The following is a 12,141-nucleotide window of genomic DNA, read 5'->3' as shown; positions in this document are numbered from 1 at the left end:
TTTCTATTCATCTAATATATTTTTCAATTTTTCATAATTAGTACTATCCTTTTGAAATACATTCTCTTTCAACCCTTTGTTTATTTGTATCCATTCAGTTGTAATCGAATATTGAATCATACCTTCGTGGAAACTAAGGAACTTTAGCATAATCCCCGTATTTTTCTCTACAACCATTTCAAATTTCCCTCTTAAATCTTCAGATGTACTTACAGGCATTTCTATGTTTATTGTCCCTTCTATTTTGTAGCAATCAAGTCCAAGATACTTCGTTTCTTTATAATTCCAATCTTTATATCGGATTAATAGCTCAGCAAATTCTGATTGCATACTATACTTCGCAAATCCCACATATTCGTCATCATATCGTTTCTTTTCACCTGATTTTCTCAATAATCTTTCCGTAGGATTTAATTTTAATAGTTCATAGTTTCTTTCCTTCGGGCTCCATTTCTTCTCTCTATATGTATACTTCTCATCATCAAATTCTTTTTTCTTGCCCTCGTTATATATAATTGTTCGTTTTTTCGTTAGCTTATCTTCTTTCGAAGAGATACCTCTTTGTTGCTCCGTATCAATCGCATATTTGTATGTTGTAGCGATTCTTGACGAACTAGAATATTCCTCAAATTGTCCTGAAATATTTTTAAAATGATCAATAGAATCCAACATCTTTTCATGAATCTTTTCTTTATCTGGATAATTTACGTTCGATTTTATTTCTTCTTCATTTTCATAATCAGAAAACGCCTTTTTCTTTACATATTCAAATACCCCACCATTTTGAGCAAAAATTTGATCAGAAAACTCCGACATAGACACAATGGACAGTGTTAGAACCGCAGCACTTATAGCCATCATATAAACTTTGTAACCTTTCTTTTTTACCGGAAGATTATGTAGTGTACGATTAATCTTTTCATTTAACTCTGGCGGTACTATAACATTCTCGTCTTTTATTCTCTTTTTTAATTTCTCATCAAATAATTTTTCATTATCCACTCTTTACACCTCCTATTCCATCTTTAATCGTTTTTGCAGTTGTTCCCTCGCACGTGACAATCTCGATTTCACTGTTCCTTTTGGTATTTCTAAAAGCTTTGCTATACTCTCTTGATTCATATCTTCATAATAATAAAGAACCGTAACAGCTCTTAATTCTTCATGTAACGATTGAATCGCATTACACAAATCTATATCTTCATACTGATCACAAGCACTCATATTGTAATCATTCTCTTCTGTCACAATTACCTTTTTATACGCTCTAATAATATTGTTACACTCATTCATTAAAATTCGAATTAACCAAGTTTGAAAAAACTCTTCTTTTTTTAATTTTTTTATATTTTCATAGGCTTTTAAAATTGTTGCCTGTATCGCATCCTCTATATTTGTCTCATCACGTAACATAGCCTTTGCAATACGATACATCTTCATTTTTTCTGTATGTATAAGCGCCATAAACGCTTCATGATCACCTTTTTTCGCTAAGGAAACATCGGTTTCTTCTTTTACAATCATTTTATATAAAGGGATTACTTTCACAATTGCTCCTCCTGTTTCATCCTCACTTCAAATTTAACTTTACATGTATTAGACGGATGAGCCTAGAAAAAGGTTCATTTTTTTGAATATTTCCATAAAAAAGGTAAACATTCTTCATGTTTACCTTTTTTATACGTAACTCTGAGGACATATCCCTTTGGATCGACAACTTTAAATCCCCGCATCTCCCACGGATAAGTTTGAATTTCTTCTTGTATTGTGCATCGCTTCTCTTTACAACGTTCATATACTTCTTCAATCCGATTGACAACAATAATTAGTTCAAAGCCATTCCCCTTCATGTCTTTTCGATTGTAAAAATAGTGATTTTCACTCAATGTTGAATCAGTAGCTAGTAACAGAGAAAACTGATCGTGATTAAAGCGTGCTGCATGCATACTTCTTTTATACAACTGTAAACCAATTACTTCTTCATAAAACAATAATGACTTCTCAATATCATTTACATATAGTTTAACCCGGAACAAATGATTCATTCATTTCCTCCTCATCAAAAAAAGCCCACTCTATCCGTGGACTTTCTACTTTACAACGGTAAATCCCTTTTCCTAAACACTACAATTGCTACTATGAAAATACAAAGTGCTCCAGCAGTTAAACCTATACTCACTGGCCATATATTATATGTTCCCTCAGCAATTTCTTTCGGACGAAATAGCGTAAATAATGATATATTTCTCATCCACTCTAACTTATCGCTTAATTTACCTACCATGTCCGTTACGAAAAATAAAATAGTTAAACTTGCTGAGTAGCTAAGTGCCTTTCTTTCGTCATTACATATACAAGAAAAGAAAAATGAATACGCACTAACGACTAAAAATATTAACCCACCGACTATATTTATCTTCAGGAATAATTCTTTATTTAAGTTATTATCTTGTAGAAACCACTCTGCACCTACTATACCCGCTACATACGTAACAGTTACTATGATTAGTAGCCCTAATACGAGAATAGCCGCTTGCGTGATTGCAATTTGCACTCTAGATACAGGTGTTGTTAGCAAGTATGCCATCGCTCCTTTATCTACATGACGAGCAATTAAATGCGTTGCAACTGTTACACAAAAAATTGTTAATATGATAATAAACAATAGACTATAATATTCGCCAGCTAAAAAATCCATTACGTTTTGAATCGGACTTTCCATTCCAACAATTTTTTTCACACTATAAGGCATAGCACTTATTAATTCATTTAACCCTTTCGCTGATACCATTGAAGGGAAGATCCAAATTAATAACCATAAATATAGAGCTGCACCAGTTGCATAACTCAAAATACTTTTTTGTGTTTCTTTCAAACTAGCTAAAAACAATTGCTTATTCATGCTTTACCCCTTCTTTCTTATCGTAATAATGCATAAATAAATGTTCTAAATCCATTGCTCTCGTTTGAAGCGCCGTTACATTATAGTTTGAAAGTGTTTGTAAAACAGTTTGATAGTTTCCTTGCACAATAATCGATGCTTCTCTACCTTTCACCGCTTCAAATTGCAAATTACATTGTGTAAGAGATTCAATCTCTTCTTGCGATGATACGGTTACATCTATTACCTGTCGTCTCAAGCTTTGTAAATCATGAATATTTTCAACCGTTACAAGGCGACCATCTTTAATTATAGCCACTCTGTCACAAGTTCTCTCAATCTCAGTAAAAATGTGCGATGACATAAGGATTGTTTTCCCTCTTTGCTTTTCTTCTAATATTAAATCGATAAACACTTGCTGCATAAGTGGATCGAGTCCTGATGTTGGTTCATCTAAAATTAACACTTCCGGATCATGCATAAAAGCAGCAACAATTCCTACTTTTTGTTTCATTCCTTTAGACATTTTTCGAATCGGTGTTTTAACATCAAATTGCAAACGTTCTATTAATTCATCTCGTCTTTTCGTATCCTTTAACCCACGCATTCCTTGCATTAGCTTTAAAAACTCTAATCCGTTCATTCCTTCAATAAAAGAAATTTCTCCTGGTAGATAGCCAACTTCTCTTTGAATTTTCGCCGCTTCATCCCAGCAATCTAATCCAAAAATTGTCGCTTTACCATCTGTCGGTTTTATAAACCCCATTAAATTACGAATCGTTGTGGATTTCCCAGCACCATTTGGTCCTAAGTAACCGAATACTTCCCCTTCTTTTACATCAAATGTAATATGAAACAAACCTTTTCCATTTGAAAACTGTTTTGTGACATTTTGAACTGAAATCATAATTCCACCTCATTTTTTGAAATATTTAATATGTGATATTTCAAAATTATTGTACTCCTCATCTTTCATATTCGCAACAACTTTTTGAAATATTTATATGTCCATATTTCAAAATTATTGTTTTCCATTATTTTTTCTTGTATATTTTAATTGAGGTGATTGCATTGAACGGCTTTGAAAGAGTGAAAGAAAAGAAAAAACACGCTATTAAAGAGGCGGCTTTCTTATTATTTTCAGAACGTGGATTTAATGAAGTGAAAATAGAACATATTGCAAAAAAAGCAAATGTTTCTCAAGTTACCATTTATAATCATTTCGGAAGTAAAGATGCGTTATTTAGAGAGCTTATACAAGAATTTATCATATCTGAATTTCAATATTATAAAGATCTTGCAGAGGAAAAATTACCTTTTCATGAGATGATGCAAAAAATGATTGTAAGAAAAATGAATACTGGTGGGTTATTTCAGCCGGATATGTTACTACAAATGATGCAAAGAGATGAAGAGCTCCGAGAGTTTATTTATAGTTATCAAAACGAAAAAATCCTGCCTTGGTATTTAGAAATACTAGAACAAGCACAGCAAAAAAATGAAATTAACCCTCACCTTACTAAAGAAATGATGTTACTATACATTCAAATGTTCACTAAACTAGGTGATGATTTCGGGGCTCAGCTTCTTGAAGGAGATCGCGAAAAACATATACAAGATATCGTTACGATGTTCTTTTATGGACTGTCCGTCCCAGAAAAATAATGTTTCTAAAGAACAAATACCATCACAAAAAAGCCCTTTGGATATTTAAATCTCAAGGGCTTTTTCATGTCAATAAAATGATTAAAACTAACTTTATCTTAAAGCAGTTAAATGCTGCTTTATAGATAATACCTTATTATAGATTAACTCTTTTAGCATAACTGGCTGAATTGAGATAATTGTTTCACCGAAATTCAGAAAGTAACTTGAAATAAACTCAACTTCTTGTTTGTTAAAATAGCCTGTTATACTATAATTTTCATTTTCTTTTTGTATCCTCATGGAAGGATAATTCTCTTTATCAAAAATATCTTTTCCTTTTTGATTAACAATGACACGAAAATCAATTGCATCCGGCTTTCTGTGAAAAGTTGTAAGATAACTTAACAGCTCTTCAAGATTTTTTGGATTCGTATTGCTTGTTTCCTCAATAGAAAGAATTTTATCACATCTAATTATTTGAACATTATTTGTCTCAAAATTAAAGATTTTAGCATACCACTGGCCAAATTTAGATTCTATTCGAATAAATTGGGCGACCAATACTTTTTCCTCATCTTTTTTTAAATATGTTAAATGATAAACTCGCTCAGCAAAAATCCCCTGTAAAATTTCTTTTAAGAACGGACTAAAATTACTATGATTTGTTACTTCAAAAGAAAGCGTTCTTTCCATGATTGAAATATTTTCACTCACATTATCAGGTAATACATGTTTAAATTTATTTTCAAGCGCAATACTTTCTACATTAAATGGTTTTGTCTTGTATCCATTTAGCGTAAGAATCGAAAAGTATAACGCATACATTTCATCCACACTAAAATAAATTGGCGATAACACACTATTTTCTATAATTTTATAACTTCCATTTCTACCCAGTTCAGAATATATTGGTACACCTATTTCTTCCAATGATTGAATATCTCGCAACGCGGTACTTTTAGAAATATCATATCTAGCCATTAAATCTTTTAAATTAAAATATCTTTTATTATTTAAGAAAATAAGCATATCATTTATTCGTTCCGTTTTTTTCATATTTCCCTCCCAAAAAGGTGTCATGTATTGGAACCTTTTTAGTCTATATTATAATTATTAACTAATAAAGGAGTTATATATTTATGACATTAGAAATAGCTATTTTTCTTTCAATGAATGGGCAAGCAAAGGAGGCAATTAATTTTTACACACGTAATTTAGAAGCTACGCAGTTAATGATTGTTACGTATGGAGAACTGGCCAAAAGAGATAGTTCTTTTAAAATTACAAGTGAAAATAAAGATCATATTGCTCACTCTGTTTTACAAATTGGGAATACAAAGCTAATGATAGCAGAAGATACAATGAAGCCTAATGAACGTTATAACGTTGGAAATAACATGTCACTTTGCATTCAAAGCGCTAATTTAGAAGAAATACAAAGGTTTTATAATAATTTAATTTCCGATAAGCATGTGAAGATAATCTCTCCGCTAGAAAAAAATATATTTAGTGAAGCATATGGGATTATTGAAGATCCTTACGGCATACAAATCCAGTTAATGTATGACAAACGATTAAACTAAATAATTATCCATATTCACATATTCCTAATAAAAAAGACACGAAATTCGTGTCTTTTTTACTTTACAGTGATGACTCTACCGGTTTCACTACTTTCAATCGCTAATTGAATAAGTCGAATAACTTCTAAGCCTTCTTGTGCTGTTACAGGTGGTTTCTCACCATTTACTATACTATCTCTTACACCTTTATAATACATGTCATAACAGCCAACTTCTGTTGGAATACGCTCTAGCTTTTCTTCCGTATGTAAAGTAGCAAAATTCTCTTCAGCATCTAATCCATAACCGTTATCGCCTGGCTTCATTCCATTTTTTAATTGTTCTTCCTGTGAATCCATACCGTATTTCACGATAGAACCTTTATCTCCATGCAATGTAAAGTGTGGACCTTCTTGCTTTACGTAACTGCTACTATGTAAAGTGACACGTTTAACACCGTAGTGAAGTATAACATGGAAGTAATCATCAATTTCTGCACCTGGTCGTTGTTTGATTACATCTGCACTTATCGCATCTGGTTTCCCAAATAATGATAATGCTTGGTCAATTAAATGCGATCCTAAATCATACAGTATACCTGATCCTGGTAAATTCTTTTCTCTCCAGCGATCACGTACATTCGGGCGAAAACGATCGAAATGCGCTTCATATGCGTATAGATTCCCTACTCTATTTTCTTCTAACAATTTCTTTATCGTTAAGAAATCATTATCAAAACGGCGATTATGATACACGCTTAACACCACATTATGCTGTTTTGCTAATGAAATTAGTTCTTCGCCTTCTTCAATTGAAACAACGAATGGCTTCTCCACAACTACATGCTTACCATGTGAAATTGCTTCTTTTACATATGGAAAATGAGTTGTATTCGGTGAAGTAATGACCACTAAGTCAATATCAGCACGATTTACTAATTCCTCAATTGTGCCAACAACTTCAGCATTTGGTAATGCTTGCTTCACTAGTTCTTCTTTTGAAGATAAAATAGCACGAATATCATATTCTTCTATCGTTTGTAATAATGGGATGTGAAATGTTGTACTAGAAAATCCAAATCCTACAATGCCTACACCTATTTTTTCCATGTTGCCCCTCCATCTGTCCCGCTTTAACGGACAGTAAGATTCCTACCTCAAAATTCAGCGAAAGCAAAGAAATTAGTTGAGGAATCAACTGCTCGTAAAAGTCCGATTGATTAAAGTTCCACTTTATGAGAACGATTTCATTCAGTTATTATAACAAGATTATTATTATTTACATAATAATTTGCCTAGAAAAAAGCATCTTGCCATTATTCATAGCAAGATGCTTTTTTACTCCGGTCGTTTTTTTGTCCACGTTTCAATAACTTCACCAGTATCATTAACATCTAGTACTAAACTACCGTTACTATACCGGTCTTTATTTCGATACGCTTTCGGATCAATTTCTTCTACAATATGTTTCTCAGTCTTCATATATACTAGTTCATCATCTCGAACAATTTCAATACCGACAATACGGTATGGATTACGTTTTAACTCTTTAAAAATAACAAGACCTCGCTTCGCTCTCGTTGATTTCTCAATTTCTGATGCTTTTAGACGTTTTATAGCACCTCGCTGCGTAACAAGAATAAGTTGATCTTTGTCACCATGTAACGGTTTACCCGAAGCGACATAATCATCTTCTTTTAAGTTAATTGCTTTTACACCAGCGGCCCTTACACCGACTGGACTTACTTCATCTTCATGGAAAATAAGTGCATATGCACCATAGGTTGCAAGAACAATATCACTCGTTCCATCTGTTGCAAATATATCTACAACATAATCATCTTTTTTCAAATTCACAGCGACGAACGCTCTTGAATAACGCTGAACTTTATATTGGTTTAATTCTGTTTTCTTAATCATACCATTTCGTGTAACAAATACGATAAATCGTTTTTCTTCTTCAAAATTCGGTACGACGGTCGCCCAAATAATCATTTCATCCCGCTCGAGTGAAACGAGATTCGCAACGTGTTGACCTAAATCTTTCCAACGAATTTCTGGCATTTCATATACTGGCAGATATATATAGTTTCCTTTATTCGTAAATAAGAGGACTGTCTCTGTCGTATTCGTATCGAATCGCTCCAGTAAGATGTCACCCTCTTTCATACCGAAGTCTTTTCCGTTCGATGCATTATGTGAACGCCAACCTGTTCGTTTCACATATCCTTCTTTCGTTACAGTAACGATGACATCTTCCTGCGGAATCATAACTTCCACATCGATTTTAATTTCCTCAATTTGTTCTTCAATAATAGCACGGCGATCATCACTATATGTTTTCTTGACTCTCTTCAAATCTGTTTTAATAACTTGAAGAAGTCTTTTTTCACTTTGTAAAATTGACTGTAACTCTATAATCTTCTTATTAAGCTCGTCTGCTTCTTGTTCTAGCGCCGTAATATCTGTATTCGTTAAACGATATAGTTGCAGCGAAACAATTGCTTCTGATTGCGCTTCTGTAAATCCAAATTTCGTACTTAAATTATCTTTTGCATTACGTTTATCTTTAGAAGCACGGATTGTTTCAATCACTTCATCTAAAATCGATAATGCTTTCTTTAAACCTTCTACAATATGTTGACGGTTTTCTGCTTTTCTTAATTCATATTGTGAGCGTCTCGTAACAACTTCTTTTTGATGCCCAATATACGCATCCAAAATCTTAGGTAATGTCATAAGTGTCGGACGACGATTATTTATCGCTACCATATTAAAGTTATATGGAATTTGTAAATCTGTGTTCTTATATAAATAATTTAAAATACCTTCAGCATTTACTTCTTTTTTTAACTCTACAACGATGCGAAGACCTGTACGATCTGTCTCATCACGTACTTCAGCAATTCCATCTAGTTTTTTATCTAGACGTAATTCATCCATTTTTTTAACAAGGTTCGCTTTATTTACTTCATACGGAATTTCTGTAATAACGATTTGTTGCTTCCCACCACGGATCGTTTCAACTTCAGCTTTTCCGCGAATAATAATTTTACCTTTTCCTGTTTCATACGCTTTTTTGATACCATCAATCCCCTGAATAATACCACCTGTCGGGAAATCTGGTCCTTTCATAACTGTTAATAAATCATCAACAGTGCTATTCGGCTTATCAATACGCATCATCGTCGCATCAATTACTTCCCCAAGGTGATGCGGAGGAATTTCTGTTGCATAACCAGCTGAAATTCCTGTCGATCCGTTCACTAATAAGTTCGGGAACATCGCTGGAAGTACAACAGGTTCTTCACTCGTATCATCGAAATTTGACACGAATTCTACTGTTTCTTTATCGAGATCACGCAATAACTCAGATGCGATTGGTGATAATCGTGCTTCCGTATAACGCATTGCCGCTGCTGGATCGCCATCCACACTACCATTATTACCATGCATTTCAACTAAAACATTACGTACTTTCCAAGTTTGACTTAAACGTACCATCGCCTCATATACAGAGGAATCACCGTGTGGATGGTAGTTACCGATAACATTACCAACTGTTTTAGCTGATTTACGAAATGCTTTATCATGTACATTTCCTTCTACATACATAGAATATAAAATACGTCTTTGTACCGGTTTTAAACCGTCACGCGCATCTGGAAGCGCGCGATCTTGAATAATATATTTACTATAACGTGCAAAGCGGTCACCTAACACGTCTTCAAGCGGGAGGTCATGAAACTTCTCTGCCTGCATGTTATTCCACCTCCGTCTCCATAATCATTTCATTTTCTAAAATGTTTCCTTCTTCTTGCATACCAAATTGTACATTTCGTTCGATCCATTTACGGCGAGGTTCTACTTTATCACCCATCAATGTCGTAACTCGGCGCTCCGCTCTTGATGCATCGTCAATTTTCACACGAATCAACGTACGTGTTTCAGGATTCATCGTCGTTTCCCATAATTGATCGGCATTCATTTCGCCAAGTCCTTTATAGCGCTGCAGCATGTAGCCTTTACCGACCTTTTTTGTTACACCATCTAATTCTTCATCAGACCATGCATACTCAATCACTTCACTCTTACCTTTTCCTTTACTTACTTTGTATAAAGGAGGAAGTGCAATAAATACTTTGCCAGCTTCGATAAGTGGTTTCATATATCTGTAGAAGAACGTTAGTAACAATACTTGAATGTGCGCACCATCTGTATCAGCATCGGTCATAATTACAATTTTATCGTAGTTAATATCTTCAACAGCGAATTCATTCCCTACACCACCGCCAATAGCGTAAATGATTGTATTAATTTCTTCATTTTTAAAGATATCAGCAAGTTTTGCTTTTTCTGTATTGATTACTTTACCACGTAACGGTAATACCGCTTGGAAACGTCGGTCTCGACCTTGTTTCGCGGAACCACCCGCAGAGTCACCCTCTACTAGGTACAGTTCATTTTTTTGCGGGTTACGTGATTGTGCTGGTGTTAACTTACCACTTAATGTACCTTCTGATTTCTTTTTCTTTTTACCAGTACGCGCTTCTTCTCTCGCTTTACGAGCAGCCTCACGTGCCTGCGCTGCTTTAACTGCCTTTCTCACAAGAAGTGTAGCAACATCTGGGTTTTCTTCTAAAAAGTAAGCTAAATGCTCAGATACAATTGCATCAATTGAAGAACGAGCTTCACTTGTACCAAGTTTCCCTTTCGTTTGCCCTTCAAACTGAAGTACTTCTTCTGGTACACGTACAGAAACGATAGCCGCTACACCTTCACGAATATCTGTACCTTCTAAGTTTTTATCTTTTTCTTTTAATAACGATACTTTACGAGCATACTCATTGAACACACGAGTCATTGCTGTCTTAAACCCAGCTTCGTGTGTTCCACCATCTTTTGTACGTACATTATTTACAAACGAAAGAATATTTTCTGAATAGCCATCGTTAAATTGAAAAGCTAGCTCTGCCTCAATTCCATTTTGTTCACCAGTAAAATATACAACCGGATGGATTGAATCTTTTTCTTCATTTAAGTATGAAACGAAAGCTTCGATTCCTGTTTCATAATGAAAGACATCTTCTAAATCATTTCGCTCATCTTTTATTGAGATTTTCATCCCTTTTAATAAGAATGCAGATTCACGTAATCTTTCACATAATGTTTCGTAATTGTAATTTGTTGTGCTGAAAATCGTTGTATCTGGTTTAAAATGTATTGTCGTACCAGACTCTTTCGTCTTCCCGATCTTTTCCAGTGTCGTTGCAGGAATACCACCATTTTCAAAGCGTTGTTCATAAATATTTCCGTCACGTTTAATCGTCACTACTAACCATTCTGACAAGGCATTTACAACTGATGCCCCAACACCGTGTAAACCACCACTTGTTTTATAGCCACCTTGACCAAACTTACCACCGGCATGAAGTACAGTTAAAATAACTTCAGGTGTAGGTTTCCCAAGTTTATGCATTCCCGTAGGCATTCCTCGCCCTTTATCAATAACGCTAATACTATTATCTTTATGTATTACGACAGAAATTTCGTCGCCAAATCCCGCTAACGCTTCATCAACGGAGTTATCTACTATTTCATATACTAAATGATGCAATCCACGGCTATCCGTACTCCCGATATACATACCCGGGCGTTTTCGAACGGCTTCAAGTCCTTCTAGCACTTGAATTGCATCTTCATTATATTGGAACTGATGCTTTGCCAAACTCCTTGCCCCTTTCCTAATCAAATCAGAACATATGTTTCTATTATAGAATAACGCCTCGACTATAGTTTTGGCAAGTTATCTTATCTCTTTTATATACCATTTTCAATAGAAAAATCCTTGTTTTTTCACAAGGATTCCTCTAGGCTACTATTTCAGAAAAATAATCGTTTGTCAACGAGAAATGGATATGTATGCCAAGATTATACATTCCAAACCTTTATCATGATCCAAATGATCAATATCCAAAATGGGATAACAAGTAACAATCCCCAAAAACAGCCTTTAAAAAATCTCATGATGAACACCTCGTTCATCGGCCCT

At 34.2% G+C, this 12,141-nt stretch carries 10 protein-coding genes and 2 pseudogenes; 3 read left to right on the top strand and 9 right to left on the bottom strand.

Features of this window, described 5'->3' with window-relative positions; all coding sequences use genetic code 11:
• Nucleotides 1–3 precede the first annotated feature (3 nt).
• The gene (locus tag ACSG5Z_RS14650; RefSeq protein ID WP_426934051.1) at nucleotides 4–1,002 is read right to left on the bottom strand and encodes an anti-sigma factor; all 999 of its coding nucleotides are present in this window, start codon (nucleotides 1,000–1,002) and stop codon (nucleotides 4–6) included.
• On the opposite strand from ACSG5Z_RS14650, the pseudogene ACSG5Z_RS32880 reads away from it, so the two are divergent.
• Nucleotides 972–1,067, top strand: a pseudogene (locus ACSG5Z_RS32880) (hypothetical protein); the annotation flags it as partial. The gene ACSG5Z_RS14650 and the pseudogene ACSG5Z_RS32880 overlap by 31 nt on opposite strands.
• On the opposite strand, the pseudogene ACSG5Z_RS14645 reads toward ACSG5Z_RS32880, so the two are convergent.
• The 4 genes and pseudogenes from ACSG5Z_RS14645 to ACSG5Z_RS14630 form a co-directional block, all read right to left on the bottom strand.
• A pseudogene (locus tag ACSG5Z_RS14645) lies at nucleotides 1,039–1,464 on the bottom strand (sigma-70 family RNA polymerase sigma factor); the annotation flags it as partial. The pseudogenes ACSG5Z_RS32880 and ACSG5Z_RS14645 sit on opposite strands and share 29 nt — an antisense overlap.
• 158 nt (nucleotides 1,465–1,622) lie before the next feature.
• A complete protein-coding gene (locus tag ACSG5Z_RS14640; RefSeq protein WP_435711639.1) occupies nucleotides 1,623–2,045 on the bottom strand; it encodes a VOC family protein in 423 nt (140 codons plus the stop codon).
• Nucleotides 2,046–2,095: 50 nt separating this feature from the next.
• Entirely contained in the window at nucleotides 2,096–2,902 is an 807-nt protein-coding gene (locus ACSG5Z_RS14635; protein WP_435711638.1) for an ABC transporter permease subunit, read from the bottom strand.
• Complete coding sequence (locus ACSG5Z_RS14630; RefSeq protein WP_435711637.1) at nucleotides 2,895–3,788, bottom strand: ABC transporter ATP-binding protein; 894 nt, start codon at nucleotides 3,786–3,788, stop codon at nucleotides 2,895–2,897. Before ACSG5Z_RS14630 ends, ACSG5Z_RS14635 begins: the two co-directional genes overlap by 8 nt.
• A gap of 137 nt (nucleotides 3,789–3,925) precedes the next feature.
• Here ACSG5Z_RS14630 and ACSG5Z_RS14625 point away from each other — a divergent pair, with 137 nt between their 5' ends.
• Nucleotides 3,926–4,546 carry a TetR/AcrR family transcriptional regulator gene (locus ACSG5Z_RS14625; protein ID WP_435711636.1) on the top strand — a complete coding sequence of 207 codons (621 nt, stop codon included), beginning with the start codon at nucleotides 3,926–3,928 and terminating at the stop codon, nucleotides 4,544–4,546.
• A gap of 93 nt (nucleotides 4,547–4,639) precedes the next feature.
• Here the strand turns inward: ACSG5Z_RS14625 and ACSG5Z_RS14620 are convergent, their stop codons facing one another.
• The gene (locus ACSG5Z_RS14620) at nucleotides 4,640–5,608 is read right to left on the bottom strand and encodes a helix-turn-helix transcriptional regulator (protein WP_088122823.1); all 969 of its coding nucleotides are present in this window, start codon (nucleotides 5,606–5,608) and stop codon (nucleotides 4,640–4,642) included.
• A 59-nt stretch (nucleotides 5,609–5,667) separates the two neighbouring features.
• Between ACSG5Z_RS14620 and ACSG5Z_RS14615 the strand changes: the two genes are divergently transcribed.
• Entirely contained in the window at nucleotides 5,668–6,111 is a 444-nt protein-coding gene (locus ACSG5Z_RS14615) for a VOC family protein (RefSeq protein ID WP_087982129.1), read from the top strand.
• 56 nt (nucleotides 6,112–6,167) lie between these two features.
• Here the strand turns inward: ACSG5Z_RS14615 and ACSG5Z_RS14610 are convergent, their stop codons facing one another.
• The 3 genes from ACSG5Z_RS14610 to parE all read right to left on the bottom strand — a co-directional run bounded on the left by ACSG5Z_RS14610 (nucleotide 6,168) and on the right by parE (nucleotide 11,817).
• The gene (locus ACSG5Z_RS14610) at nucleotides 6,168–7,199 is read right to left on the bottom strand and encodes an oxidoreductase (RefSeq protein WP_435711635.1); all 1,032 of its coding nucleotides are present in this window, start codon (nucleotides 7,197–7,199) and stop codon (nucleotides 6,168–6,170) included.
• A 228-nt stretch (nucleotides 7,200–7,427) separates the two neighbouring features.
• The gene (gene parC / locus ACSG5Z_RS14605) at nucleotides 7,428–9,851 is read right to left on the bottom strand and encodes a DNA topoisomerase IV subunit A (protein ID WP_435711634.1); all 2,424 of its coding nucleotides are present in this window, start codon (nucleotides 9,849–9,851) and stop codon (nucleotides 7,428–7,430) included.
• A 1-nt stretch (nucleotide 9,852) separates the two neighbouring features.
• Nucleotides 9,853–11,817, bottom strand: a complete 1,965-nt coding sequence (parE, locus tag ACSG5Z_RS14600; RefSeq protein ID WP_001062189.1) for a DNA topoisomerase IV subunit B — start codon at nucleotides 11,815–11,817, stop codon at nucleotides 9,853–9,855.
• Nucleotides 11,818–12,141: the final 324 nt, after the last annotated feature.

It is taken from the genome of Bacillus pretiosus, assembly GCF_051294775.1.
Lineage (GTDB): Bacteria > Bacillota > Bacilli > Bacillales > Bacillaceae_G > Bacillus_A > Bacillus_A wiedmannii.
The sequence above is the reverse complement of the archived record's forward strand: the minus strand, read 5'-3'. Positions and strand labels throughout refer to the sequence as shown.

Coding starts and splice junctions, on each gene's coding strand:
- ACSG5Z_RS14640 (WP_435711639.1), bottom strand. CDS start 2,045: ATGAATCATTTGTTCCGGGTTAAACTATATGTAAATGATATTGAGAAG.
- ACSG5Z_RS14635 (WP_435711638.1), bottom strand. CDS start 2,902: ATGAATAAGCAATTGTTTTTAGCTAGTTTGAAAGAAACACAAAAAAGT.
- ACSG5Z_RS14630 (WP_435711637.1), bottom strand. CDS start 3,788: ATGATTTCAGTTCAAAATGTCACAAAACAGTTTTCAAATGGAAAAGGT.
- ACSG5Z_RS14620 (WP_088122823.1), bottom strand. CDS start 5,608: ATGACACCTTTTTGGGAGGGAAATATGAAAAAAACGGAACGAATAAAT.
- ACSG5Z_RS14615 (WP_087982129.1), top strand. CDS start 5,668: ATGACATTAGAAATAGCTATTTTTCTTTCAATGAATGGGCAAGCAAAG.
- ACSG5Z_RS14610 (WP_435711635.1), bottom strand. CDS start 7,199: ATGGAAAAAATAGGTGTAGGCATTGTAGGATTTGGATTTTCTAGTACA.
- parC (WP_435711634.1), bottom strand. CDS start 9,851: ATGCAGGCAGAGAAGTTTCATGACCTCCCGCTTGAAGACGTGTTAGGT.